Source organism: Arthrobacter sp. 01L42 (assembly GCF_056400005.1).
Window position 1 is genome coordinate 69,215 of the sequence record NZ_JBFTSL010000008.1, and the last position, 24,018, is coordinate 93,232.

At 65.4% G+C, this 24,018-nt stretch carries 24 protein-coding genes; 13 read left to right on the top strand and 11 right to left on the bottom strand.

What is annotated here, in order from left to right:
- Nucleotides 1-71: 71 nt before the first annotated feature.
- Nucleotides 72-1,088, top strand: a complete 1,017-nt coding sequence (locus tag AC1DN2_RS09065) for an alpha/beta fold hydrolase (RefSeq protein WP_476850065.1) — start codon at nucleotides 72-74, stop codon at nucleotides 1,086-1,088.
- A gap of 2 nt (nucleotides 1,089-1,090) precedes the next feature.
- Here the strand turns inward: AC1DN2_RS09065 and AC1DN2_RS09070 are convergent, their stop codons facing one another.
- On the bottom strand, nucleotides 1,091-1,591 hold the full coding sequence (locus AC1DN2_RS09070; RefSeq protein WP_459385007.1) for a TetR/AcrR family transcriptional regulator: 501 nt from the start codon (nucleotides 1,589-1,591) through the stop codon (nucleotides 1,091-1,093).
- A gap of 285 nt (nucleotides 1,592-1,876) precedes the next feature.
- Here AC1DN2_RS09070 and AC1DN2_RS09075 point away from each other — a divergent pair, with 285 nt between their 5' ends.
- The 6 genes from AC1DN2_RS09075 to AC1DN2_RS09100 all read left to right on the top strand — a co-directional run bounded on the left by AC1DN2_RS09075 (nucleotide 1,877) and on the right by AC1DN2_RS09100 (nucleotide 8,577).
- Nucleotides 1,877-2,332: an LURP-one-related/scramblase family protein gene (locus AC1DN2_RS09075; RefSeq protein ID WP_476850066.1), complete on the top strand. Its 456-nt coding sequence runs from the start codon at nucleotides 1,877-1,879 to the stop codon at nucleotides 2,330-2,332.
- Between the two features lie 14 nt (nucleotides 2,333-2,346).
- On the top strand, nucleotides 2,347-4,566 hold the full coding sequence (locus AC1DN2_RS09080; RefSeq protein WP_476850067.1) for a transglycosylase domain-containing protein: 2,220 nt from the start codon (nucleotides 2,347-2,349) through the stop codon (nucleotides 4,564-4,566).
- Nucleotides 4,567-4,696: 130 nt separating this feature from the next.
- Entirely contained in the window at nucleotides 4,697-5,254 is a 558-nt protein-coding gene (locus AC1DN2_RS09085) for a hypothetical protein (protein ID WP_223916843.1), read from the top strand.
- Nucleotides 5,255-5,256: 2 nt separating this feature from the next.
- Entirely contained in the window at nucleotides 5,257-5,805 is a 549-nt protein-coding gene (locus tag AC1DN2_RS09090) for a hypothetical protein (RefSeq protein WP_476850068.1), read from the top strand.
- A gap of 234 nt (nucleotides 5,806-6,039) precedes the next feature.
- A complete protein-coding gene (locus AC1DN2_RS09095; RefSeq protein ID WP_476850069.1) occupies nucleotides 6,040-7,368 on the top strand; it encodes a wax ester/triacylglycerol synthase domain-containing protein in 1,329 nt (442 codons plus the stop codon).
- 522 nt (nucleotides 7,369-7,890) lie between these two features.
- A complete protein-coding gene (locus AC1DN2_RS09100; RefSeq protein WP_476850070.1) occupies nucleotides 7,891-8,577 on the top strand; it encodes a TM2 domain-containing protein in 687 nt (228 codons plus the stop codon).
- An 82-nt stretch (nucleotides 8,578-8,659) separates the two neighbouring features.
- On the opposite strand, the gene cls is transcribed toward AC1DN2_RS09100, so the two are convergent.
- The 3 genes from cls to AC1DN2_RS09115 all read right to left on the bottom strand — a co-directional run bounded on the left by cls (nucleotide 8,660) and on the right by AC1DN2_RS09115 (nucleotide 11,339).
- Nucleotides 8,660-10,126 carry a cardiolipin synthase gene (gene cls, locus AC1DN2_RS09105; RefSeq protein WP_476850071.1) on the bottom strand — a complete coding sequence of 489 codons (1,467 nt, stop codon included), beginning with the start codon at nucleotides 10,124-10,126 and terminating at the stop codon, nucleotides 8,660-8,662.
- A gap of 478 nt (nucleotides 10,127-10,604) precedes the next feature.
- On the bottom strand, nucleotides 10,605-10,793 hold the full coding sequence (locus tag AC1DN2_RS09110) for a hypothetical protein (protein WP_230011149.1): 189 nt from the start codon (nucleotides 10,791-10,793) through the stop codon (nucleotides 10,605-10,607).
- Nucleotides 10,794-10,868: 75 nt separating this feature from the next.
- Nucleotides 10,869-11,339: a MarR family winged helix-turn-helix transcriptional regulator gene (locus AC1DN2_RS09115; protein WP_476850072.1), complete on the bottom strand. Its 471-nt coding sequence runs from the start codon at nucleotides 11,337-11,339 to the stop codon at nucleotides 10,869-10,871.
- 81 nt (nucleotides 11,340-11,420) lie between these two features.
- Here AC1DN2_RS09115 and AC1DN2_RS09120 point away from each other — a divergent pair, with 81 nt between their 5' ends.
- Nucleotides 11,421-12,131: a hypothetical protein gene (locus AC1DN2_RS09120; RefSeq protein ID WP_476850073.1), complete on the top strand. Its 711-nt coding sequence runs from the start codon at nucleotides 11,421-11,423 to the stop codon at nucleotides 12,129-12,131.
- 159 nt (nucleotides 12,132-12,290) lie between these two features.
- Here the strand turns inward: AC1DN2_RS09120 and AC1DN2_RS09125 are convergent, their stop codons facing one another.
- Complete coding sequence (locus AC1DN2_RS09125; protein ID WP_476850074.1) at nucleotides 12,291-12,611, bottom strand: hypothetical protein; 321 nt, start codon at nucleotides 12,609-12,611, stop codon at nucleotides 12,291-12,293.
- A 179-nt stretch (nucleotides 12,612-12,790) separates the two neighbouring features.
- Entirely contained in the window at nucleotides 12,791-13,171 is a 381-nt protein-coding gene (locus tag AC1DN2_RS09130) for a DUF7793 family protein (RefSeq protein ID WP_476850075.1), read from the bottom strand.
- Nucleotides 13,172-13,334: 163 nt separating this feature from the next.
- Between AC1DN2_RS09130 and AC1DN2_RS09135 the strand changes: the two genes are divergently transcribed.
- A complete protein-coding gene (locus tag AC1DN2_RS09135) occupies nucleotides 13,335-13,637 on the top strand; it encodes a DUF4193 domain-containing protein (protein ID WP_476850076.1) in 303 nt (100 codons plus the stop codon).
- 33 nt (nucleotides 13,638-13,670) lie between these two features.
- Here the strand turns inward: AC1DN2_RS09135 and AC1DN2_RS09140 are convergent, their stop codons facing one another.
- From AC1DN2_RS09140 to AC1DN2_RS09150, 3 genes are read right to left on the bottom strand one after another with little or no spacing between them, the layout of a single operon-like run.
- Entirely contained in the window at nucleotides 13,671-15,896 is a 2,226-nt protein-coding gene (locus tag AC1DN2_RS09140) for an FtsX-like permease family protein (protein ID WP_476850077.1), read from the bottom strand.
- Complete coding sequence (locus tag AC1DN2_RS09145) at nucleotides 15,893-16,606, bottom strand: ABC transporter ATP-binding protein (RefSeq protein ID WP_476850078.1); 714 nt, start codon at nucleotides 16,604-16,606, stop codon at nucleotides 15,893-15,895. The genes AC1DN2_RS09140 and AC1DN2_RS09145 overlap by 4 nt, the downstream gene beginning before the upstream one ends.
- On the bottom strand, nucleotides 16,603-17,130 hold the full coding sequence (locus AC1DN2_RS09150; RefSeq protein ID WP_476850079.1) for a PadR family transcriptional regulator: 528 nt from the start codon (nucleotides 17,128-17,130) through the stop codon (nucleotides 16,603-16,605). The genes AC1DN2_RS09145 and AC1DN2_RS09150 overlap by 4 nt, the downstream gene beginning before the upstream one ends.
- Before the next feature lie 248 nt (nucleotides 17,131-17,378).
- Here AC1DN2_RS09150 and AC1DN2_RS09155 point away from each other — a divergent pair, with 248 nt between their 5' ends.
- Entirely contained in the window at nucleotides 17,379-18,929 is a 1,551-nt protein-coding gene (locus tag AC1DN2_RS09155) for a M1 family metallopeptidase (protein WP_476850080.1), read from the top strand.
- A 128-nt stretch (nucleotides 18,930-19,057) separates the two neighbouring features.
- Here the strand turns inward: AC1DN2_RS09155 and AC1DN2_RS09160 are convergent, their stop codons facing one another.
- Nucleotides 19,058-19,792, bottom strand: coding sequence for an NUDIX hydrolase (locus AC1DN2_RS09160; RefSeq protein WP_476850081.1), 735 nt, complete (start codon nucleotides 19,790-19,792; stop codon nucleotides 19,058-19,060).
- Nucleotides 19,793-19,898: 106 nt separating this feature from the next.
- Here AC1DN2_RS09160 and AC1DN2_RS09165 point away from each other — a divergent pair, with 106 nt between their 5' ends.
- Together AC1DN2_RS09165 and AC1DN2_RS09170 are read left to right on the top strand one after the other, a co-directional pair.
- The gene (locus tag AC1DN2_RS09165) at nucleotides 19,899-20,960 is read left to right on the top strand and encodes an SPFH domain-containing protein (protein ID WP_476850082.1); all 1,062 of its coding nucleotides are present in this window, start codon (nucleotides 19,899-19,901) and stop codon (nucleotides 20,958-20,960) included.
- Between the two features lie 9 nt (nucleotides 20,961-20,969).
- Nucleotides 20,970-21,941, top strand: coding sequence for a diacylglycerol kinase catalytic domain-containing protein (locus tag AC1DN2_RS09170; RefSeq protein ID WP_476850083.1), 972 nt, complete (start codon nucleotides 20,970-20,972; stop codon nucleotides 21,939-21,941).
- 591 nt (nucleotides 21,942-22,532) lie between these two features.
- Here the strand turns inward: AC1DN2_RS09170 and AC1DN2_RS09175 are convergent.
- The gene (locus tag AC1DN2_RS09175) at nucleotides 22,533-22,871 is read right to left on the bottom strand and encodes an ArsR/SmtB family transcription factor (RefSeq protein ID WP_476850084.1); all 339 of its coding nucleotides are present in this window, start codon (nucleotides 22,869-22,871) and stop codon (nucleotides 22,533-22,535) included.
- Between the two features lie 85 nt (nucleotides 22,872-22,956).
- Here AC1DN2_RS09175 and AC1DN2_RS09180 point away from each other — a divergent pair, with 85 nt between their 5' ends.
- Nucleotides 22,957-23,883, top strand: a complete 927-nt coding sequence (locus tag AC1DN2_RS09180; protein ID WP_476850085.1) for an alpha/beta hydrolase — start codon at nucleotides 22,957-22,959, stop codon at nucleotides 23,881-23,883.
- The last annotated feature ends 135 nt before the right edge of the window (nucleotides 23,884-24,018 follow it).

Here is a 24,018-nt window from a genome sequence, read left to right on the forward strand (position 1 = left end):
CCTGACCGGACCGGTCCCAGCGCGGAGACGTCGCACCGCCTACCTCAGTTCCTTCGTCCTGGAGTCTTGCCATGATGCCGCGCCCTACCCGCCCAGCCCTGGACAATCCGCCCCGCAAGCGTCGGTGGAGGCGGGGCCTGCGGATGGCGGGGGTGGTGGCGCTGAGCATGGCCGGCTTGCTCGCCGTCTCGACGTCGGCCAATCTCATCCTGGAACAGATCGAAAAGTCCCACACGGTCGCATACGGCGAAAAGGTTCACCTCAATGAGGGAACCATCAATGTCACCCGCACCGGCGAGACCGGGCCGACGGTCGTGCTGCTCAGTGGACTCGGGACCCCGGCCCCGGGGCTCGATTTTGCCCCCCTGGTCCGGGAAATGCGCGGCTTCCGAACAGTGGTTGTTGAGGGATTCGGCTACGGCTTAAGCGACATGACTGCCCGGCCAAGGACCGTTGAAAACATCGCCGAAGAACTTCATGAAGTGCTGTCACAGCTCGGCATCAGGGCGCCATACACTCTCATGGGCCACTCGATCGCCGGCTTTTCCACGCTGTACTACGCGAACAAGTATCCAGCGGAGGTGTCCGCCGTTATCGGCATCGACCCCACCGTTCCGGCCAGCAGGATGTCCGTAGGCGGAACCACCGACCCCGCCGAGGCTCCTGCATCGGACTACTGGTGGGCGCACGCACCGTCGACCACAGGCCTGGTCCGCTGGGCCACGGCGCTGGGTTTTGGAGAACCCGGCGGCGGCAGCTTCACGGCAGCAGAACGCCAACAAATGCGTCAGATAACGAGCTGGAACTTCGGCAACCCGGCAGTCACTGATGAAACTCTCCGGATGGGCGAGAATGCCGCCAAGCTCCGGGATCTCCGCTACCCCGACGCACTTCCGGTGCTCTACTTCCTTTCACAGGACACGATGAACCAGCAGCCGGACTGGTACGGCGCGCACGAACGGCAGCTGGCCAACGTACGGCGCCACGAGCTGGTGGCCCTTGGGGGCGAGCACTACCTGCACTGGACGCAGTCCAAGGCCATGGCAACGAAGATCACCGAGTTCCTGCGCCACGGCGGCACCCGGTAGATCTAGTGGAGAGACTTATCGGTCGGCAGGTCCGGCGGGACCAGGAGGGCCCGGATCGTTGACGGAAGGATCTTTGCCGCCGCGACCTCATCCAGTCGTTCCGCCCGGATTTCGGCCGCCGCGCTGTGGAGGATGGCGTAGAAGCAGGCGGCCTGCCACGTGAGGGAATGATCGGTACGGAAGATCCCCTCACTCCTGCCCTTTTCCAGCACCGACATCACCCTGGCCAGCGGCTTGTCGTGGTGAGCCCTGATTTGGTCGGCTGAGAGGTATGGTTCGGCCGCCGCCAAAAGCGCGTTAAATTGATGGAGGACCCGCCAGGATGACTGGACGATCTCCTGCAAGGAGTTCCAGGTGTCTTGCTCGATGTCTACAGCGGCGAGTTCGGCCTCGGCGCGGTCCATGGCCCTCTCGAACACCGCGCCAACCAGGTCCTTCCGGTCTGCGAAGTGGCCGTAGAGGGTCACCCTGCCCACCCCCGCAACCCGAGCAATTTCAGCCATGCTTGCCCCGGGATTGTCACTGAGGCGTGTCAACGCGGCGTCAATGATGGCATCTTTGTTCCGGACGGCGTCCGCCCGCTTGGTGCGTTCTTTCTGCACTTCCGGCACCGGCCCTCCCAGCCCATTCAACTACTCAAACAATGATGTTCAGGTTACCAGCGGGGACAGTTCAGCCGCCCGGACCATCCGGTTCGGGTGAGGTGCCGGCCGGCGGAGCGGTCCTATGGTCAGGGCATGGGACTATTGCGGCACCGGCATGACGAACCCATAGGCGAGCGGTTTCAGATGCGCGAGAAACTGCTGTCGATCGGGGACGACTTCTGGATCGAAGACAGCCACGGCCAACGCGCCTACAAGGTCAACGGCAAGGCGGTCCGAATCCGGGACACGTTCGTGTTGGAGGACACCTCGGGAAACGAGGTGGCGAGCATCCAGGAGCGCAAGCTCTCGGTCCGGGACAAGGTGGCCATCGAACGCGGCGGCGACACCGCCGCGACAGTCCACAAGGCCCTGGTTGGGCTCCGGGACCGCTTCTCGATCGACGTAAAAGGCGGCCCCGACATGAAGGCACACGGCAACATCGTCGACCACGAGTACGAGATCGAGCGCGACGGCCAAACGGTCGCCACGATCTCCAAGAAGTGGTTCCGCGTGCGCGAGTCCTACGGCGTCGAAGTCGCGGGCGGCGAGGACGTCCCGCTCCTCCTGGCGATCACCGTCGCCATCGACTCATTGACCTAGCCTGTCCAGGCAGCATGTCGCCCAGGAAAAGCACCGGATCCCTAGTAGCCACGACCCTGTGGAGGCTATTCGGGTTCCTGACGGCGAGCGCGGTGTGCGGCGTCCTGGCCGCCAGCCTTCTGGTGCCCACCGTGGCCGCGACCGGCGTCGCCGTCAGCGACTCGATCAAATTGTTCAACAGCCTCCCCTCGGAACTGACTGTTGATCCGCCGTCGGAATCGACCAGGGTGCTCACCGCCGACGGGAAACCGATCGCCACCTTCTATGCTGAAAACCGCGTGAAGGTCCGGCTCGACCAAATGTCCCCGTACATCAAGGACGCGATCGTCGCGATCGAGGACCGGCGATTCTACGAACATGCCGGCATTGACCCCCAGGGGATTCTCCGGGCGCTGGTGTCCAACCTGACCAACGGCGGAAGGCAGGGTGCCTCCACCCTGACCCAGCAGTACGTCACCAACGTGCTCAATGAATCCCTCGTGTCGGCGGACAAGGGCGACCAGATTGTCCTCAACGGGCAAAAGAGCATGGCCGACAAGATCCGCGAGATGAGGCTCGCCGTCGAACTGGAGAAGAAATACACCAAGGACCAGATCCTGGAGGGGTACCTGAACATCGTGTTTTTCGCCCGGGACGCCTACGGCATCGAAGCTGCGTCCCGCTACTTCTTCAACACCACTGCCAAGGACCTCACCCTGCCGCAGGCTGCCCTGCTGGCCGGCCTCGTGAACAGCCCCAGCTTCTATAATCCTGACGTCCATCCGGAAAACGCCGTCCAGCGGCGCAACCAGGTTCTCGCCAAGATGCTCAGCTATGGCGCCATCACCCAAGCGCAGCACGAAGCGGCCGTGGCCGCCCCGGTGGATCTCAAGATCACCCCCGGGAGGCAGGGATGCGCCGGCGCGGAAATGGCACCGTACTTCTGCGACTACGTCTCCCACCTCATTCTCAACAATCCGGCCTACGGCGCGGATATTGCCGAACGCGAGCGGAAGCTGTTCCGCGGCGGCCTGACCATCACCACCACCCTGGACAGCCGGCTCCAAGTGGCCGCGCAGGCGCAGGTCGATGCCACGGCCGGGGCCAACCCGGACAAGTGGGGCGCCGCGATGGTCTCCATCGCACCCGGCACCGGCAAGATCCTGGCGATGGCGCAAAACACCGTGTTTCTCCCGGCACCTGGCAAATTCGACACGCAACTGAACTTCAACGTCGATTCCAAGGACGCCAACGGCAACGACCTCAACGGCGCCGGCGGGTTCCAGCCCGGCTCCACCATGAAACCGTTCACGTTTGCCGAATGGCTCAACGAGGGCAAGTCCCTTTCCGCCATGGTGGACGCGTCCCGGCGCTCCTATCCGCTCGGGTTCCGCTGGAGATCAAGCTGCGGCAGGGTGCTCGGGGCCTACAGCACCAGCCAGAAGAGCCTCGGCGCGGCGGACGACCTCCAGAACAACGACGCCGGGTACTACCGCCGCATGCGCGTGGACTACGGGCTGTATAACTCCATCAACACCGCCACCTTCGCCGAGGCCGCGCAACTCGACTTCTGCGGCATCCAGAAGATGGTCGATGCCGCCGGGCTCCACAGCGGCGTGGACAACGCCCAAATCAACATGCACCAGCTGGGCAATCTGCTGGGCGCCATTGGCGTGGCGCCTCTCCATCTGGCCAACGCGTTTGCCACCTTTGCCAACGACGGAACCTACTGCACGCCGATTGCCATTTCGGCAGTGAACGACGCGGCGGGACAGAAACTGCCGGCCGAGACCAGCTCCTGTCACAAGGCGATCAAGCCCGAGGTCGCCCGCGGAGTGAACGCCGTGCTGCAGGACGTGCTGAAACGCGGGTCCGGCGTTTACATCAAGCCCAAGGTCCAGGAGCGGTTCCCGGTCGCGGCCAAGACAGGCACGTCCAATACCAATGGCGCCACCTGGGTGGTGGGCTACACAAGCGGCCTCGCTACGGCTTCCTTCTTCGGCGACGCCCTGGAGGGCCAGAAGAGGCCCGGGCAGAACATCACCATCAACGGCAAGTTCTACAAGGCCATTGACGGCTACATGCTCGCCGGCCCGCAGTGGGCGAACTACATGCGACAGGTCGCCCGTTACTACCCCACCGACCCCTTCCCGGCGCCGCCGGAGTCCATGACCCGGACGCCCTCCGCGAGCCGCACGCCCCCGACGACCCGCACGCCGTGCTTCCCCGGTGTTAGTGGTGCGCTGTGTCGCTGACACTGGCCCGAAATGCTCCGGATCCAAATCCGCACTCTATGCCAACGGGGCCGGAGCCTCTATCCTCTTGCCATGGGAGACGGGGCCAATTTCCGGCGAGGGGAATCGCGCCACCGCGCGCGGGTGGCTCATGAATCCCGATAGCGCCCAGCCCCACGACAACTACGACGCGTTCCTGTCGAGGCTGGACGCCGCCACCAGCAGCCTGAGCACCCGGGCCGCGTCGCTGGACAAAGCACTGGCAGCCGTTTCCCTCCTCTTGGGACCATCTGAGTCCGCCGTCCGGAAATGGGAACGACGGCGCCATTACGTCGGTGAGCAGCTCGCCGTTCACTCCGGGTCCCCGCAGTCGTACACCGCGCTGTGCGAGCTCCACGTCGTGGCAGGAAAGATGGAATCAATGCTCCGCGGCCGTGTCCAGCGTGTCACCGAGAAGCTGGCGGTCATGCAAGGGCGTCGTGAGGCCATCGACAAGTCACTGCTGGAGCTTGAGCTGAGCAGAATTAAGCTGACGTCGTCCCGGATGCTGTCACAGGACCGCGAAAAGTTGAGCAGCATCTTTTCCGAAATCGCCGGCTCCACCGCGGCCAAAGGAGCCATTCCCGATATGGGGTTGCTGGGCGATCTCAAGGAAGCACGCGAGGCAATCATCCTGGCCGAAGCGCTCATGGAAGTGAAGGGGTACTAATCATGGAAATTTCACGGCGCGATCAGCCCCGGAAGGACATCGTCGCCCTCGTTCGCTGGTCAAAGAAACCGGGCGAAAACCCCGTCTTCAAGTTCATCATGTCGAGTATTTTGGGGCTGATTCTGTGCCTGTTCCTGATGATCTTTCTGCCCTTCCTCAGAAGTTTCGGTGCGCTGGTTTTGTTCACCCTCTTCTTCGCCGCGCTTCTGACGGTGCGCACGGTCATGGCCCAGCAGCGCTTCATGCGGGGGCTGACCAAGAGGATCAATGACACCCTCGCAGAGGTCACGAGCAGCCCGGGTGACCAATTGTCGGTCAGCCAATTCCGGCACATGACCAAGACCGGCGAGCAGCTTCCGCTCCTTGTCAGCGGCGTACCCGGGCTGAACCTGCATGTGGCCCGGGCGTCAACGCTGGAGAAACATGCCCCCGAGAAATGGGTTGCGGTGTTCACGGTTGTGCCTCCGGAGAACGGAACCGCCAGCTTCGACCGCCTGGTGGCGGCAGCAGTCAACGCCGGCCCCGGTACCACAAGCGCGAAAGCGTCCTAGCGGCGGGGCTTGCCGCCGTCGTTGCTCCAAATCATCCAGCGCCGCTGGTGGCTCTTCGGCTATGGCGGGCAAGCGGGACGTTCTGCCCTAGCGTCTAGGCCCCAAAGACCCAACAGTGAGGACATGACGACCACGTCGGGTCGCAGGCTGTCTCTGCTCAGCAACTTGTGGGTTGCTGTTTTCTTCCCTCCCAGGAGTGCAGAGAATTCAGAGATCTGGTTCCGGGGACCGAAAATGACGCCAAGACAACATGTTGACCGGGTGAGCGCCGAGGACATGATGTCCCTGGACGCGGACATCGGCTCAGCGCCAATGCAAGTCGGGGCCATCCTCATGCTCAGCACGGACGGCAGCGAAGATTCGGCACCCCTCCTGGAAGCACTGGCGCGTCGGCTCGGCGCTGTCCCCCGGCTGCGCCAGCGGCTGGTCTCTGTCCCCCTCGGCTGCGGGCGGCCCATTTGGGCGGATGATTCCGGCTTTGATCCGGCACACCATCTGGGCGTGATCGCCTGTCCGGCGCCCGGTGGTGAGGAAGCCGTGCTCAACATTGCAGCCGAAATGCTCGCTGCGCCGCTGTCCCGCGACCGTCCTCTCTGGTCAGCCAAGCTCATCACCGGCGTGAGCCAGGACCGGTCAGCGCTTGTTTTCGTTTTCCATCATGTCCTCACGGATGGAATTGGGGGTCTCGCCGTCCTGGAGGCCCTGGCAGCCGCGGAAGCCGGGTGGGACGGTCGCCGGGAGCCAGAGATTCCATACTCGGCGCTCTACCTGGCCATTGATGCTGCAAGGAGCCGATTCAACGCACTGGCCCGGCTCCCGGCCTCACTGCGGACCGCAGCCGCCGGAGCCTCCGAACTGCGGCAGACGGGCAAACCCCGGGCTGCCCGCACCTCACTCAACCGCCCGACAGGTCCGCAACGGACGCTTGCCGTCCTCCGCTGCGACATGGAGGCCGTCAGAGACGCCGCGCACATGCAGGGAGCGACCGTCAACGATCTCATCCTCACCGCCGTCGCGACCGCCCTGCACCGCCTGCTCCTGGCACGGGGCGAATATGTCGAAGAGTTCGTCATCTCTGTGCTGTTTTCGGCACGCCGCCACACGACAATCACCTATCTGGGGAACCGGAGCGGCATCATCCCGGTGACCGTTCCCGCGGTCGGTCCGGCCAAGGGACGGGTGGCAACTGTTGCCGCAACGATGAGGAGCGTCAAGCAGCGGCCTCCCGGGGCCTCCACTGCAATCATCGGCCCCATATCCCGGGCCGCAGCGCACCTTGGCGCCTACCGCTTCGTCATAGACCACCAACACCTTGTCCATACATTCGTCACGAACCTGCGGGGGCCCGAACGAGCCCTGGCGATCGCGGGCAGGCCGGTAACCGGGATCATTCCACTCGGAGCGATCAGCGGTAACGTAACGGTTGCCTTTGCAGTCTTCTCCTACGCCGGCACGCTGACCATCACCACAATCGCCGATCCCGGGACTTGCCCGGACCTGACGGGACTGCGTGACGAACTTTCCAGCGCACTTGAAGCTCTGATGGTGACCGGGCCTTCATAAGCTTCGACCCGAGAATATCCGGTCATGAAGAGCCGACGGCTCGGCGCATTCTCCGCGGGTGGGATCCTAAGAGACTGACCGGGCGCTGGCTAACGGCGTATTTCCAGGCGTTTACGGACCTTTGTCCAAAAACCCGGACTGGCGCCATCGTGTGTCATCCGCCCGGTCCAGGGGCTCTTCGACGTGTCCCTCCGGTAGACATGCGCAACAGGAGCATTCCTGCTCACGAATGTCCGGCGGGCCGTCCAAGCTCAAGGTCATGCCCCGACCCTAATCGATGGACTGAGTGTCCTGCCCGCAACCGGGCCATAACTTTAAGCATTCGGGCCGCGCCCTCTTTGCCGACTCGACTTCCTCACCAGCTGGAGTGCCACCGGAAAACGTCCGGCGGAACCGGCTGCGGCCACCGCAGCGACCATGCCTCCGGAACGCGAGTCGCAGGACGGACCGTGACGGTGCATGTCGCAAGCGCACACCACATGACCGTGGACATCCGGACGTGGCTGTTCCAGAATCGGGAATGTGCCCACGACCGAGCAGTACGGGCTTGTCTTCGACGGTGACCCGCCGCCGATGCGTTCCCTGCGCACGGCGTGGCTGCTGTCATTGTTCCTGGGCTTCAGCGGCGCGGACAGGTTCTACCTCCACAAGCCGTTTACCGGCACCCTGAAGCTGTTGACGCTGGGCGGCGCCGGCATCTGGTGGCTCATTGACCTATTCCGGATCACCAATGAGTACGCCGCCGACGGCGCATCCATGCCGTTGGCCGGGACCAACTCCCTGCGACGCGGCCTGCGCCTGGCCTCGACTGTCCTGGTCGTCACCCTCGCCGGTGCGGTGGTCTGCGTCAGCGCCGCCCCCGTCACCAGGACTGTCAGCGCCACAGTTGCCGCGATGAACGCACTGCTGCATCCGGCCGCGCCGCCCCCGGTGAAAGAATGGGTCACCGTCGCGGAGGCCTCCGGCACAAAACCCCCGGGCCCACTCGTAACCCTCACCGGCAGGCTTCACATCGAGTACACCTTCACCGGGGCCGCCATTGCCTATCTCCAACCCGTGAAAGGACCGGCCCTCACCGTGCTGTCCCTGGCCAAGGCCGGCGCCGGGGCGATCGGCATCAGCCTGGCTCCAGGGACATACGCGCTGATAGTCAGCACCACCGGAGCCGCCTGGCACCTTACGGCCCAGGAATACCGGCCCTCCGGGTAGCACCGACTGAGCCTGAGCACGTCCAGGGGTTTCCGGGCCAGGGCCTCGGTGTTTGCAGCGCCGTCGGCTCTGAACCTGTTCCCTATTGAAGAGACGCGGTCAGGCGCGCCAGATTGTCGAATACCTTTTGGGCTACGGGCCGCCGGATCCAGTCCTCGAGCTGCAGCTCGCGGCTTTCCACGCGGTACCCGTCTTCGATCCCGCGAATTGCGTCCACAAAATCGCGCCCGTGCACAAGTACGGATACCTCCATGTTGAGGCTGAAGGAACGCACATCCATGTTGCTGGACCCAATCACCGCAACTTCCTCATCGATAGTGAAGTGCTTGGAGTGCAGCACCTTCGGCGCCCGGTAAAGGTAAATCCTGACGCCGGCGCGAAGCAGTGCTTCGTAGTACGAACGCTGCGCGTGATAGACCATGCTCTGGTCGCCGACCTCGGAAACAAAGAGCTCGACGCTCAGCCCCCGCGCAGCTGCCGTGACAATAGCCATCAGGATGGATTCGTCCGGGACAAAGTATGGACTGGTGATGCTGACGCGACGCTCAGCTTTGTGGATAAGCGTCGCGTAGAGCTTCAAATTGTTGTCGTTGTCGAAGCTGGGGCCACTGGGCAGGACTTGTGCGTCGATGAGTGCAGAATGATGGCTGACGCCTATGGCGCTGGAATCCAGTGGCAGGATCACACCCGTTTCGCTGTACCAATCTGTCGCGAAGACCGCATCCAGCTCCCGGACCACTGGTCCTTCAACGCGCATCATCAGTTCGTGCCACTGAAGCCCGCGCTTCAGGTTGCTCTTCGTGTCGTAGCTCGCGTCGATGAGGTTCTGGGACCCCGTGAATCCCACGCGGCCATCGACGACGCAGATCTTCCGGTGATTGCGCAGGTCCGGCCTCTGCCATTCGCCACGCCACGGCCGCACCGGCAGCATGGGGCGATATTCCGCCCCTATCTCCTGGAGGAACTCCAGGGTTTCTTTCCGGCCGGGGAACTTCAGGCCAGCCAGATGATCGGACAGAACCCGCACGTCAACGCCGCGCCGTCGTGCCCGGGCCAGCGACTGAAAATACGGCTCTGTCGTTGCGTCCAGCACGAGGATGTAAAACTCCACGTGCACATAACTTGTGGCCGAATCAATATCAGCGATCATGGCATCGAAAGCTCCGTTGTACTCGCCCAACAGGGTCGCACTGTTGCCCGAGACCATAGGGAGGGCCCCAAGGTTGCTGTTCAACACCACCGCCGAATGCAGCCATTCCGGCCAATCAAGGCCGCGGCTAATGAACGGGCTGCCTTCAGTCCGTGACAGGACCAGAGCGTTGACTTCGCGCTGTTTGTCCCTGCGCGCCTTGGGCAGTTTCGAGTAACCAACGAAGAAATATGCGACGGCACCAAGGATCGGTATGAAAATTATGGCGAGCACCCAGGCAATGGCAGAGGATGGACGGCGATTCATCGACACCAGGACAGCTGCGACGGTCACGAGTAATATGTGGGCCGCCAGCAGGAGCAAGGCAAACGTTTCCGCGTCCTGGAAGAATCCGCGCACGGCTGCCTAAACGTACTTCAAGGCGCGAACGCCGTCAGACCAGCACCCGGCTCTTGGTTTCGTCAAAATATCCCAATAGTCTTCCCGGAAACTCATTTGCTTTTCCTGCTCTCAAAGATGCGTTCTCGTTTCCGGGACGGCCTGTCCCTCAGCCCTCTCTTTGGAGGGTATGACCATTGTTTGCATTAGGTCCGGCATGGGCCTCACCCGCTGCGGGTGAAATTCCGGAAATGCGTAGCGCGAGTTCCGAGTCGGGTTCGACCAGCTGGGCCCGCAGGCGACTGAAATCCCGGACCCGGTCCGCGGAAAAGTCCGCCCGCCTGGCTGTAAGGATCTGCAACCCGTTCCGAGCCGCGGCAGGGCCCGTGGCTGCGCCCGAGAAGGCGTCGCCGTTCGCAGTGGCCGCCAAGTAGACGGGCACGGAAAGGAAAGGCAGGCACCCCACGGGTGCCTGCCTTTACCATCGCCCATGCCGCGCTCAGTGGCTCTTGCGTGCGTCCTGCAGGTGCCGGTCGAGCTTTTCTTCGGCTTCGCGGCGCCGCTGACCGATGATGCGCAGCTGCTGCGTAATCGGATTTCCGTAGCCATCAACGTCGCGGTGATGCGTGCCCTTCAGGCGCTCGGGGCCGGAGGGCAAGGTCACCCGCGGTTCAGTATTTTCGCCCATACCGGGATGATCCCACACTGCCCGCCGGCTGAAAAGGACGGCTATCGCCTCGAAGAACCGGCCGGCACGCCGGGTTCATTCCGGCCTCGTGTCCCGATGCAGGTCCGTGTCGAGGGCATGGGCGCTGGCCAACCTGGCCAGCAGGATCCCCAGCTGCGCAGACTGTTCGCTGGTCAGGGGGGCCAGGAGTTCGGTCTCGTGCCGTTCGGCGATTCCGCGCAGTGCTCCGAGAACCTTCGTTCCCTCGGCCGTCAGCCGGAGCTCGTAGTTCCGCCGGTCGGCGCTGCTGCGCACGCGGTCCACCAGCCCTCGCCTTTCCAGCGAGTCGATGAGGGGAACAACGCGGCTCGGCACCGCGCCCAGGCGGTCGGCCAGGGACCGCTGGCTCAGTCCGGGGCTGCGGCCGAGCAGGCGGAGGACACCCGCGTCGCTTGGGGTCAAGCCGAGTTCGCGCGTGCGCTCGGCGAAGCGTGCCGATGCCAGCGCCCCGAGCTGGGACAGCAGGAAAGCGGTTCGCTTCGGCCGCGGCGGATCCGGTGAGTCCATGCCCCAATATTACGCCATTGACAGAATCATTCAACAGGTGAATCATTTTAGTTGTGACGTAATTATCGGAAAGAAGCGATCATGACTGACCTGTCCTCCCACCACACTGCTCCGTCGACGCGATCCGGCGGCCCCAACCCGGGCATCCTGGCGGCCGTGAGTCTGGGACTCACGATCGCAGCCCTGCTCAGCAGCGCGATGCTCACCAACGGGCAGGCCTACGTCTCGCCCTTCTCCCCCGCCGGCCAGGTCGCGGCATATTTTCACGGGAGCACCGACGCCGTGCGGCTCGCCAGCCTGTTCCAATTCGGCTCAGCGGTCCCGCTCGGCATCTTTGCGGCCACCGTTTACGCCCGGCAGCTCCGGCTTGGCGTGCGCGTCCCCGGGCCTGCAATCGGCTTCTTTGGCGGCATTGCCGCCTCGGTGTTCCTCATGCTCTCGGCCGCCGTGGGGTGGGTCCTGAGCCGCCCGGAAATCACCACGGATGTGCCGCTGACCCATGCATTGTCGTTTCTCGCATTCATCACGGGCGGCGTCGCCTATGTCGTCGGCTTGGGACTCCTCATCGCCGGAATCGCCGTCCCCGCCCTCATCCTGCGCTTCGTGCCGCGCTGGCTGGCCTGGGCCGGCCTGGTCATCGCCGCCCTGTCCGAACTAAGTTTCCTCTCCATGGTGATCGAGCCGCTCCAGTTCCTGCTGCCCGTCGGGCGGTTCGGCGGCCTCCTCTGGCTTGTTGCCGTCGGATTCCTGTTGCCGCGGAGCCGGGCTGCCGCGAACCGACGCGAACCGTGAGCCTGTCGAGCTGGCCGCCCGGTCTAGGCTCCCTCCCCGGAAAAGCCTCCGAGCACGCCCGCATCCGCGCGGCCATAGCGCACGCGCTCGATGGGACGGTGATGCAGCAGGGGTTGGCGGGCGGCTGAACGGCGCCCGTCCGGCGCCTGATGACGGGGGCTATGCGGGCGTTTCCGCCGCCCCTTCGTCCTTGACGAGTGTCAGGTTGGTTCGGCGGTCCCGGGCAGTTTCTTCCCGGAGGGCGATCAGGTGTTCCGCCAGCGCTGCTTCCGGCCGGCCCGGGTTGGCCTGCAGCAAACGGCACAGCTGCTCCCGTGCACGGGCCTGCCCCGGCGAAGAATCAGACAGCACTTCGGCGATGATCTCGGTGGCCTGCAGGCGTATCCCCCGCGCCCAGCTGTCCTCCGGCCCATTGACCGACGCGTCCGTGGGCGTGTGTCCGTGTGAGGGTTCCGCACGGGACGACAAGTCAATGGACATTGGCGATTCCTTTGTTCCCGTTCCGGCAGAGCCCGGAACCGGCCACGATCCCGAGAGCCCTGCATACATTCCTGGAGCCAGCGGGGCGGAAGACCGTGAAGACACTTTACAACGGGAAAGACCGGTCTGTCTCGGATCGGGAGCGGATTTGATTGCGGTGCCAGGCCCTGTGGCAATTCCTAATCGCGGCTCTGGATGACTTCCTTCAGCCATGCGATTGCGTCGGTCCTGGATGTAAAGAACTCGTGCGGGTACTTGGTCTCCCGGCTCGTGGCGGAAGCGATCACCCTGTCGACTGTGCTGGATCCGAGGACCGCGATGGCCACCACGCCCCTGCTCTGTGCGAATTGGTATCTGGCCGCCGCGCTGAACACCACGTCGGTCATCTCGGAGAGCATTGGCATCGGCGTCCCGCCACTGATCCGGTCCACGGCAAGCATGGCGTCCCTGGCATCTTCGGCGTCCACAAAGGAACCCGGGCGCCAGACGCTCTCGAGTATCCCAGCATCGACGCTGAGCGAGTTCTTCCCGTCGGCGGCGTCGATTGGTCCCTGCATCATGCCGTTGATCCTAGGCCCGAACTGCGGCGGCGCCCGGCACCGCGCCCATGGTGTGGCCGGCGAACGCCGCACGGCGTGGATTCTGGCCTCGCCTGCGGAACAACCGCGGGGTGCCGTACGTTGCACTTAGCCTAGTTAAGACTCGAGAAAGCGAACAAGCCACGTGGCAACCGATTACGACGAAGTCCGCTCGGACGTTAAGGAAACCCAGGAAAACTCCCTGGAAGCACTTCAGTCCGCCAACGCACCGGACGCCCGCAGCGTCGTCCAGGAACTGGACGAGGCCGACGGGCTGGACGGGGCCGGAGTCCCCGGCGGCGAGTTCATCGCCGAAGAGCTGATTGTCCAGGTCATCCCGCAGGCCGACGACGAGTTCACCTGCAGCTCCTGTTTCCTGGTCCGGCACCGTTCCCAGATCGCCCGACGGTCCGGCACCGATATCTACTGCACGGACTGCGAGGGCTAGAAGCGGGGAAGGCCCAAAGCCAGGTCCGTGTTCTTACTCGAATCGGGTGGCCGGGATAGCGGTGCTGGAACGGACCAGGCCGAAGGCAGCTGCCACTGCGGCCAGTGCGAGCAGGATGCTGAAGGACAGGGCGGCGTAATATCCGGGGCCGGGCCAGGTGATGTTCCGGCCCCCGCCAAATGAGATAACCATCAGCCAGGCCACGAAGAATCCGAGCCCGGCTGACAGCAGAAGCACTGCCACAAGGGGAACCGCCGCCTCTCTTGCGATGACCCCGCGAACAACTTCAACGGGCATGCCCATCAGCCGCATCAGGCCCAGCACGCGTTTTCGGTCCAGGATCGCGGCAGCCGTGGACACGGCCAGCGAAATGCCGGCGATGACTACGGCGACGAAGGCGCCGAGGTAGGCAAGGGCCGCCAGCCCCTGGATGAGCCGGGCGCTGCTCGTCGTTGCGGTGTCCGCTCGGGAGGTGGCGGGCGTGGCAGTGACCCCCGACGTATTCAAGGCCGTGCGCGCCCGGTCAATCGCCGCAGGTGTCCCGTCGGTACCGGCTACCATGACCACCGGAGCCAGGCCGGCCAGGCTCTGGACGGGCGCGGCCGTGAGCGGGACCGGCGCGGTGGTCCAGGAATTCAAGAACGACGCATCGAAGGCCGCAAGGTGCTCTGCCCGGCTCTCCGGGAACCCGAGTGACGGTGCATCCCCGGCCGCGATGTATATGTCATCGATGCCCGTCGGGCCGGGGGCAGCAGGGGCGTAGCCGATGGTGACGTCGCGGATTCCGGCACGTTCCCCAGCCCTCTGGGCAGCGGCCGACACCTGGCCGGCAGCGTGTCCGGGCGCCACGAGCGCGTAGACGCTGGTGGGCAGGAGCAATCCCGGACGGGCCTCAGGCGGTTCAGCGGTTTCAATTGCGCTGGCGCCTCCGGCGAAGACGGAGACCATGAAGACGGCAATGACCAGCCCGGACACGGAGCGGAAGGTGGCAACGGGCGTTCTGCTGATGCGGCTGGCGGCGATGACGGAGGCTGCGCTGCGCGCCCGGTGCAGGCCGATGGTGCTGGCAATCCGGGTCAGCCACGGGCCGATGGTGACGATGCCGACGGCGGTCAGCGCGAAGCCGCCGAGCAGCAGCGGAGAAGTCCACGGGTTGCCGTCCGTGTCGATCCTGGCCAGCACGGCGCCTGTGGCCATGCCCGCCAGGCCGGCCAGCAACGGCACGGCCCGCCACAGCGTGGGCGCTTTCTCATGCACGGCCCGTGTAACTCCCAGCGGGCCAATGCCCGTCCGGGCAGTGCGCCCCGCGGCCACCAGCGCGCACGCAGCCACCACGAGCACGACGGCGGCCAGCGCAGATTCCGCGCCGAAGGTGAAATCCGCCACGAACACTCTGGTGCCGTTGACGGGGATCTGGGCTGCGGCCGGCCCGAACACAGCCGCCATGACGACGCCGAGCAGGGCACCGGCCAGGCTGGGGATGGCGGTCTCCACGGCCGCCATTCCTGAAATCAGCCGCGGCGACGCGCCGATGAGGCGAAGGGTGGCAAAGCGTTCCCGGCGCTGGGCCGCGCCCAGGCCTGTCGCGATGCTGACCAGCAGGAGCACCGGGAACAGCACCGCGATTCCGCCGACCAGCAGCGCCGTGCGGTACAGGCTGGCGCTCTCGCCGTAGGGATTGGTGGTGAAGTCCGTGACGAACATTGCCGCCGGACCCTGCCGGAGCCGGGCCTCCGTAACGCCGGTGATGACCACCAAGGCATCTGGGCCCGGGAGGGCGGCGTCGTCGATGACGCCCGCAAACTGGCCGTACCGGTCCCCCAGCTCCTCAGCCGGAGTCGATTCGATCAGTCGCTGCAGGGCGGGCGAGGCGTAGTATTCTCCCGGTGCCGGCGGGGCCTCGATGCCCGGAATTTTCACGGTGGTTGTGGGGAGCGCGGCGACGTCGCGATGACTGATGAGCTGGTCACGGAAGATATCTGCCGGGAATCCCAGCAGAATCTTGTCCGGTGTCAACGGGATCGGTTCGGGACGGCCGCTGGCGGTGAGCCCGTCGGCTGCCAGCGCAAGGGTGACCGAGGGCTGGCCCAGCTCGCGGAGCCAGGCGCCCCGCGCGTCGCGCTGGGCCAGACCGTTCGCCGCACTCCACAGCAAGAGCACCAGGCACACGCCGATTGCCACGCCGCCGCCTACACCGGCCATCCGGCCCCAGGAGGACCTGCTGCCAAGCAGCGCTATTTTCAGAAGTGCCGGGTTCATGCCAGCACCCGGTGGCCGGCAGCGACGCTTCCGTCGCGCACGATCACTTCCCGGTCGGCATATGCGGCGGTCCGGGCGTCGTGGGTGATCATCACTACGGTGGTGCCGGTTTCCCGGACAAGGTCCAGCATCAGCGTCAGGACGTTCTCGGCCGCCAGGGAATCCAGGGACCCGGTGGGTTCATCGGCGAACAAGACTGCGGGAGAGGTCACCAGGGCGCGGGCGATGGCCACCCGCTGGGCCTGGCCTCCCGAGAGCTCCCCCGGCAGCTTGGCAGTGCATCCGTCCAGCCCGAGCCGTTCGAGCACTTCCTGCGAGCGCCGGCGTGCTTCGGCCCGTTTGGTACCGCCCAGAAGCAGGGGAAGGCTGACATTGTCCAGCGCCGTGAGTTCGGGCAGCAGCTGGCCAAACTGGAAAACGAAGCCGAAGTCGGTCAAACGCAGCCGGAACCTTTCAGCCTCACCCAGTCCGCTGATGCTGACGGGCTCCTGGCCGCGGGGCGCATAGGCCACGGCGCCGCCGTCCGGGGCAAGGATGCCGGCCAGGCAGTGCAGCAGGGTGGACTTACCCGACCCCGACGGGCCCATGACCGCGAGTACCTCACCGGCGTGAACGTCGACGTCGATACCGCGCAGCGCCTCGGTCTGTCCGAACGCGTGGCGGACACCGCGGGCGCTGAGGATGGGTGCAGTGGTCTCGATCGTGCTCATGCGCTCTGGAGCTCCTTCTTGAGTGCGGTCAGCCGGGCACTGGTCAGCTCGATCCAGCGCAGGTCCGCCTCGATGTGAAAGAGGCCGTAGTCGCACATCAGCACCTGCAGCAGGTCGGCGTCGCGCTTGAGGCGGGTCAACTCGCGCATCCGGGCCATGTGCTCGGCGCGCTGCGCATCCAACAACCGGTCGGCGTCGTCGTCGAGCAGCAAGGCGACCACGGTCTTGGCGAACAGCTCGCTCTGCAGGGTTTCGGAGGGCACATCGGGGGTGAAGAGCCACTGCCGCACCTTGTCCCTGCCGGCAACGGTGGCCTCATACTTCTTGCGGTCCGGACCGCCGCCGCTCTCCTCACCCAAGGCGATGATCAGCTCGTCACGGAACATACGGGCCAGCGTGGAATACACCTGCCCGAATGCCAACGGTTTCTGGGTGCCGAAATAGCGGTCATAGGAATGCTTCAGGTCGTACCCATAGCTGGGCTCCCGGCTCAGCAGCCCGAGGAGGGCAAGAGAGTTGTTCACACCTCCATCTATACACTCAGTGTATAGTCGGAGTCCAGCGCATCGGCAGGCTTTCGTGGGCCCGGCGGCCTCACGTGGGACCGGTACCAAGGTTTTCCAAAGTTGCGGTGGGGATCATGGGCGACATTCCACAACTGCATTGGGGGCACGGTCATGACTTCTCAGACCGAGATCGTTTCTGCTCGGGACAACGGGCGTGCTGTTTCACCCAAATGGACATCCCGAGGCCTGGATGGAGGAAATCGGTGATGAGGCAGCACTTCAGGGGGCTCCTGCGTCGGACAGCGGTCATCCTCGTGCTGGCCGTGGCCGGCGTCGGCGCAATCAGCGGGGCTGCACAGGCCGCGCCCAGCCACGACAACCCCCATTACACAGCGGGCGCTCCCGGCAGCGGGGACGCGTATTTCCCGTTCGACGGCAACGGCGGCTACGACGTCCTGCACTACGACCTCGCCCTCCGCTATACGCCACCAACCAATCCCGCGGTGCTCGCAGGCCGCCTCAGCGGGGTCGCGACTGTCACCCTCCGTGCGAAGCAGAACCTGGAGTCGCTCAACTTCGACCTGCGCGGCCTCGGCGTCACGTCGGTCCGGGTCGACGGCAAGGCCGCCAAGTGGTCCCAGGTGCAGAACGACGCGAACCGGATCTGGGAACTCACGGTCGGGCTGCGGCCGAAACTGAAGGCCGGACAGACGACGTCGATCGTGATCGAGTACGGCGGAATCACCGGCCGGCCGCTCGACACCACCGGAGCGCTCTACGGTTGGGTCACCACCGCTGACGGTGCGATGGTCGTCAGCGAGCCCGAGGGTGCGGCGACCTGGTATCCCGTGAATGACGACCCTGAAGACAAGGCGACCTATACGTTCCGCATCACGGTGCCGGTGGGGAAGACGGCCGTGGCGAACGGCCTGCCCGTCGGCCGGCCGGCGACGAAGGCGGGATGGACCACGTGGACGTGGAAGGCCTCGGACCCGATGGCCAGCTATCTGTCGACGGCGAACGTCGGCGACTTTGCCCTGTCGTACGACGTCGGTCCGCACGGGCTGCCCATCATCAATGCGATCGACGCGGACGTGACGGGAGCGGCACTGGCCGAGACGAAGGCGTCGCTTGCGTTGCAGCCCAAGATGATCGCATTCCTTGAGGGCCAGTTCGGGCGGTACCCGTTCGAGGCCTTCGGCGCGATTGTCGACGACGACACGGTCGACTATGCGCTGGAAACGCAGACGCGGCCGGTCTACTCGGAGGTTGCGGACGAATACACGGTGGTGCACGAACTCGGGCACCAGTGGTTCGGAGACGCGGTGAGCCCGTCCGACTGGCAGGACATCTGGCTGAACGAGGGCTGGGCGACGTACATCGAGTGGCTGTGGGCCGAGCACCAAGGCACGGCCACGATGCCGAAACAGTTCGGGGCCGCGGTGGCATACCTCGACGCGAACAACCGCTGGGCGCTGAACATCGCAGACCCGGGCCGTGACAACTTGTTCGCGGGCCAGGTCTACCTCCGCGGTGCGGCTGCCCTCTACGCGCTGCGCGCGAAGATCGGCGACGCGGCATTCCTCAGCGGCACCCGGACGTGGTTGAGCCGCTACACCGACTCGACGGCGACGACGGAAGACTTCGAAGCCGTGATGGAAAAGGCCTCCGGCCAGCAGCTCGACGCGTTCTTTGACGACTGGCTGCGCGAAGGCGACCGCCCGGCGATGCCACAGCAAGCGGGAGCGAAAACTCACGTGATCGCGGGATCCGCGCCCATACATTCCCACAACACGCCGCGGAGCACACTCCGGTAACAGAGGCCTTCTGGAACATCGGGGGGAGTCTCCGGGATCGCGGCTCCTCCGGCCCGCACCCACTCGATGGCCCTGCGGGCCACCCACCCGCCCTGGGCCCGCACCATCAGCCCTGACTCCATGGAGCGTCAGTCGCGCGGGCGCATCAGCTGGGGGTTGAGCACGGCCCGGGCCGGCTGGCCAGCGGTCGGCCGGGCTGCTTGGGCGAGCCGGAAGAGCGCCGCCGGGCGGCCCGCCTCGCCCGTCGTCATCCGCCCGGTGTCTTCCAGAAAACCCGGCGTTCCTGTGGCCTTGCGGTGGAAGTTCCGGGGATCCAGCCGCGTGCCCCAGACGGCCTCGTACACGGCCCGGAGCTGGGCAATGGTGAACTCATCGCCGCAGAACGCGGCCCCCAACGGGGAGTATTCGAGCTTTGACTTCGCCCGCTCCAAGGCGTCGGCGAGGATCTGCTCGTGGTCGAAAGCGAGCCGCAATTCGCCGCCCGGGACCTGGCTGACCGGGTACCACGCGGCATGCTCGGCGTCGCTCCCGGCGGAGAGGACGGGGAAGTTGGGTGCGAGCAGCAGGTGGGCCACCGTGAGCACATCCCCGCGCGGGTCGCGCCCCTTCGGGCCGTAGCTTCCCAGTTGTTCCAGATGGCCCGGGACCTCTTCGACGCCGGTTTCCTCGGTAAGTTCGCGGCTCGCCGCGGTCGCCAGGTCCTCACCCGCCAGCACGAAACCGCCCGGCAAGGCGAGCCTGCCGCGGAAGGGCTCGATGAGGCGGGTGATGAGCAGGACGTTCAGGACGTCGTCGGTCACGGTGAGGGCGACGACGTCGACCGTCACCGGGAAGCGCGCTGGCGCCGGGTGGGATTCAGGCATGAACCCATCGTAGGCACTTATCGTCATCTTGACAATAATTCAAAAGCAGCCCTAAAGTTAGTTATCGTCAGATTGACGACAACATCGAACGGTTTAGGAGAATCACATGGCCAGCATCAAGCGCTACCCCTGGATCAGCCACTTCCTGGGCAGCCCCACCGGCTATGTCGTCCACCTGCAGAAGGGCGAGGTCCGGCACCGGGGAGTCGGCCAGGCCTTCTGGTTCCGGCCGGCTAACTCTGTGCTCAGCGAGGTTCCTGTGGATGATCAGGAACTGCCCACCCTCTTCCACGCCATCACCCGTGACCACCAAGACGTCAGCGTCCAAGCCAACGTGACCTACCGCTTCATCGACCCGGTGGCCGTTTCCAACCGGCTGGACTTCGGCCTCCAGACGGCCGCTGCGGCGCCTGCGACTGGGAAGGAGCAGGTGGCCACGATCATCGGCCAGCTGTGCCAGAGCCACGCCATCGACCAGATCGCCACCACCACGTTGGCCGAGGCACTGGAACGCGGAGTCAGCCAGCTCCGCACCATCCTCACCGGGGCCCTGAGCGCTGACGCCCGGCTCCTGTCCACCGGCATCGAGATCCTGGGCGTGCAGGTCTTGGCGGTCCGGCCGGAGTCCGACGTCGAACGGGCCTTGCAGACGCCGGTCCGGGAACAGCTCCAGGCCGAGGCAGACCGCGCCTTGTACGAACGCCGGGCGGTCGCCGTCGAACGCGAACGAACCATCTCCGAGAATGAGATGGCGAGCCAGATCGAGCTGGCCACCAGACGCGAACACCTGGTTGCCCAAGAAGGCGCCAACGCCCGGCGTCAGGCCGAGGAAAAAGCCGCAGCGGGACTCATCGAGGCGCAGGCTTCAGCCGAACGCAAAGGTATCAGCGCAACCGCCGAAGCGAACCAGGTCCGGATTGTCGGCGAAGCAACCGCGGCGCGTGAGGCCGCCACCATGGAGGTCTACAGCGGCATGGAACAGGCCACCCTGCTGGCACTGGCCCTGCGCGACGCAGCCGGATCACTGCCCAACATTGGCAACCTCACCATCACGCCGGACCTTCTCAGCGGGGCACTGGCCGGGCTGTTCAGGGAGCCCGCGAGCGGCGCGGCTCCGGCTGCTGCCGCCGGCGTGGCGGCAAGCACCGCCGGCAGCTTCGAACACTAGGATCCCGACATGGCAAACCCCCGCCTCGTCATCGTCCACCGCCGGACCGAACTCCAGGAACTCCTGGACAGGCACGCCACCCGCGGCCAGGCCGAATTCTTCCTCCGCACCCGTGGCCGCACCCTCCAAGACGCGCAGGAGCGCCACGACCGGCTCACCACGGCCCTGGCGACGGTCCGCGTCGCAGTTCCGGCCGAATGGCGGCACGCCGAAGTGGAACGCGCGGACCTCAGCAGGTTCCTGCTTACACCGGAGGACGTCATCGCCGTGGTCGGTCAGGACGGGCTCGTGGCCAACATGGCGAAGTACCTCAACGCCCAGCCCGTCATCGGGATCGATCCGGAACCGGGAGCAAACCCGGGGGTTCTGGTTCGACACTCGCCCGAGGCGGCCGCAAGGCTCCTGCACGACGCCGCTGTGGCCGGCGCCGTTGAGCGGCTGCAGTGCCAGGACCTCGCCACAGTGACAGCACGGCTCGATGACGGGCAGGAGCTCTCGGGGCTCAACGAGGTCTTCATCGGGCACGCCTCGCACCAGTCGGCCCGATACCAGCTCACGACCCCGGCCGGCCAGGCTGAACGTCACTCTTCCTCGGGCCTGATCGTCTCCACGGGCACGGGCGCCACGGGCTGGTGCGCCTCCATCGCCCTCGAACGCGGCGGGCGCACCCTGCCGGCGCCAACAGACCCCCGACTGGCGTGGTTCGTCCGGGAGGCATGGCCCTCCCCCATCACCGGCACATCCTTGACCGAGGGTGCGCTGGAGGCAGGCGAAAGACTCCGCGTCACCGTTGCATCCGACCAGCTCGTGGTGTTCGGCGACGGCATGGAGGACGACCACCTCACCGCATCCTGGGGTCAGGAAATCACGGTCCAGTTGGGCGAACGGCCACTGCGGCTGGTGGGGCAGGAATTCCGGCTAGCGCCTCCTGCAGCGGGTCAATCTGACAGGCGCGCTCCTGGCCGAAAATCGGGTCAGTGAGCGCGGCAGTGGGGACACCGACAAAAGCGGGGTCACCCACGTACTTGCCACGGTTCGCGAAGGCCAGCGCGCTGGCCTCGAGTCCGCGCCGGTCATCGGCCAGAATCACTCAGGGGCCGCCGATCAGGGCCCGTCCTTGGGGAGAAACTTTGAAGACCTCAGGTACCGCTGCCGCTGTCCTGCTGGCTGCGGCCGGCCCGCTGCTCACGTCCGTGCCGGCCAGCGCCGGAACCTGACCGGCCGGCCAAGGCGGGAACGAAATGGGCGGCGGCTCGGGCTTCTGTGCTCCGGTCTTCAGCGGCGGAGGTACCGGCGGAATCGGCACCTTCAACGCGGGCGGCACGACTGCCCCGCCACCCCAAGCCCAATTCTTCCAGAACCCCAACCCCTACTAGGCGCCGGTGTACGCGCCTGCACCTGCCCAGGCACCCGCGCCGGAATATCAAGCGCCGGCCTACCGCCTCCTGGACGCGCCCGTGGTTACGGCGTAGTGCTGTCAGCATGGCCGGTGCCCCGGCACGCGCCCCACCGGGATGCCGAGCAGGCTCATTGCCTTCACTCACTTTTCCCGCGACAAGTGGTTGTGAAGGCTTAGAGAGCCGTGGCCACGGAGGACCGGAAACGGTCGATGGCCGCCTCATTGCGGGCGAAGTACGTCCACTGTCCAATGCGGGTGGTCTGCACGAGGTCCGCGTCTGCGAGGGTAGCCATGAACTGCGAGGCGGTGGACTGGGAGACCTCGCAACGCTTCCTGATGCTTGAGACGCACACCCCGTAGCGTGTGGCGTCGACTTTCTGTTCTTCAAAATTCGTCACAGGGTCGCGGAGCCACTGCAGGATCGCCAGGCGGTGTGGGTTGGAGAGTGCGCGCAGTGCTGCAAGCAGCTCATCCTGCTGGAGCTGGGTCCCTGGGTTCTCATCTGTAGGCACTCCATAAGACTACCTCAAAATCGTCATATCGCAATTTACCGATGAACGTGCTAAAACTTAAACCTCCCCCTCGAAAGGAACGAACATGCCTATCACCACAGAAGTTTCCACCGCTGTTCACAACTGGAGCTCCAGCCTGGCCGCCCTTCCCCCGTTGCTCCGCGGAGAACCGTCGGACACGACCCTCGATGAACTGCGCACCGCATACGACGAGATGCTGGCCGCCCATCCCACCCCAGAAGGGGTCACCGTCGAAGAGGTGGACATGGGAGGGATCCCAGGAATCGTGGTGACGCCCGAGACCGTGGAGGACAACCGGGCCCTTTTCTACATCCACGGAGGTGCTTACATCGTCGGCAGCCCGGCGGGCTACCACGGCCTCGCCGGAAACTTTGCAGTTCGACTAAACGCCCGGGTGTTCCTGCCGCACTACCGGCTGGCTCCGGAACACCCCTTTCCCACGCCGATCAATGACACCGTCGACGCGTACCGTTGGCTGCTGGAGCAGGGTCAGGACCCGGAGCGTCTGATGGTCGCAGGTGATTCGGCCGGCGGCGCCATGACAGTCACGGTGATGATCAAGGCACGCAATCTGGGGTTGCCGCTGCCGGCAGCCGGGGTTGCCCTGTCACCCTGGGCGAACCTGGAGCACACAGGCGCGTCGATGACCAGCCGGGAAGGCCTCGACCCGCTGAACAGCAAGGCCGTCCTGGACCTGCTGGCACGCAGTTTCCTAGGCGGGGCACTGCCGAATGACCCGGACGCATCCCCGGTCTTCGCCGACGTACGCGGACTGCCCCCGATCCTGGTCACAATCGGGGAGAACGAACTCATGCTCAGCGACGCAGTCCGGCTCGCCGGGCACCTGGCCGAGAATCGCGTGCGAGTGAGCCTGGACGTCTGGCCCGAGATGTTCCACGTCTGGCACATGCACCAGGACCGGCTCCCCGAGGGGCGCAAGGCCCTCGACGACGCGGCCCGGTTCCTGCTCGCGGCGCTGCCCGCCCGGTAGGTACATCATCGGGGCGCCGTTGAGGCGCCCTGCAAGATGGGCAACAACAGATCGTCAGCCCGATCCAAAATGGCTGCGCCCTTACACATCGACCTCCTCGTCACACGCTCAACGTGGAGGTCACCTCGAACAACT

What these genes read in the sequence shown, in the direction of transcription:
- AC1DN2_RS09065 (WP_476850065.1), top strand. Translation starts at nt 72, where the DNA reads ATGATGCCGCGCCCTACCCGCCCAGCCCTGGACAATCCGCCCCGCAAG.
- AC1DN2_RS09070 (WP_459385007.1), bottom strand. Translation starts at nt 1,591, where the DNA reads ATGGCTGAAATTGCTCGGGTTGCGGGGGTGGGCAGGGTGACCCTCTAC.
- AC1DN2_RS09075 (WP_476850066.1), top strand. Translation starts at nt 1,877, where the DNA reads ATGCGCGAGAAACTGCTGTCGATCGGGGACGACTTCTGGATCGAAGAC.
- AC1DN2_RS09080 (WP_476850067.1), top strand. Translation starts at nt 2,347, where the DNA reads ATGTCGCCCAGGAAAAGCACCGGATCCCTAGTAGCCACGACCCTGTGG.
- AC1DN2_RS09085 (WP_223916843.1), top strand. Translation starts at nt 4,697, where the DNA reads ATGAATCCCGATAGCGCCCAGCCCCACGACAACTACGACGCGTTCCTG.
- AC1DN2_RS09090 (WP_476850068.1), top strand. Translation starts at nt 5,257, where the DNA reads ATGGAAATTTCACGGCGCGATCAGCCCCGGAAGGACATCGTCGCCCTC.
- AC1DN2_RS09095 (WP_476850069.1), top strand. Translation starts at nt 6,040, where the DNA reads ATGACGCCAAGACAACATGTTGACCGGGTGAGCGCCGAGGACATGATG.
- AC1DN2_RS09110 (WP_230011149.1), bottom strand. Translation starts at nt 10,793, where the DNA reads ATGGGCGAAAATACTGAACCGCGGGTGACCTTGCCCTCCGGCCCCGAG.
- AC1DN2_RS09115 (WP_476850072.1), bottom strand. Translation starts at nt 11,339, where the DNA reads ATGGACTCACCGGATCCGCCGCGGCCGAAGCGAACCGCTTTCCTGCTG.
- AC1DN2_RS09120 (WP_476850073.1), top strand. Translation starts at nt 11,421, where the DNA reads ATGACTGACCTGTCCTCCCACCACACTGCTCCGTCGACGCGATCCGGC.
- AC1DN2_RS09125 (WP_476850074.1), bottom strand. Translation starts at nt 12,611, where the DNA reads ATGTCCATTGACTTGTCGTCCCGTGCGGAACCCTCACACGGACACACG.
- AC1DN2_RS09130 (WP_476850075.1), bottom strand. Translation starts at nt 13,171, where the DNA reads ATGATGCAGGGACCAATCGACGCCGCCGACGGGAAGAACTCGCTCAGC.
- AC1DN2_RS09140 (WP_476850077.1), bottom strand. Translation starts at nt 15,896, where the DNA reads ATGAACCCGGCACTTCTGAAAATAGCGCTGCTTGGCAGCAGGTCCTCC.
- AC1DN2_RS09145 (WP_476850078.1), bottom strand. Translation starts at nt 16,606, where the DNA reads ATGAGCACGATCGAGACCACTGCACCCATCCTCAGCGCCCGCGGTGTC.
- AC1DN2_RS09155 (WP_476850080.1), top strand. Translation starts at nt 17,379, where the DNA reads ATGAGGCAGCACTTCAGGGGGCTCCTGCGTCGGACAGCGGTCATCCTC.
- AC1DN2_RS09160 (WP_476850081.1), bottom strand. Translation starts at nt 19,792, where the DNA reads ATGCCTGAATCCCACCCGGCGCCAGCGCGCTTCCCGGTGACGGTCGAC.
- AC1DN2_RS09165 (WP_476850082.1), top strand. Translation starts at nt 19,899, where the DNA reads ATGGCCAGCATCAAGCGCTACCCCTGGATCAGCCACTTCCTGGGCAGC.
- AC1DN2_RS09170 (WP_476850083.1), top strand. Translation starts at nt 20,970, where the DNA reads ATGGCAAACCCCCGCCTCGTCATCGTCCACCGCCGGACCGAACTCCAG.
- AC1DN2_RS09180 (WP_476850085.1), top strand. Translation starts at nt 22,957, where the DNA reads ATGCCTATCACCACAGAAGTTTCCACCGCTGTTCACAACTGGAGCTCC.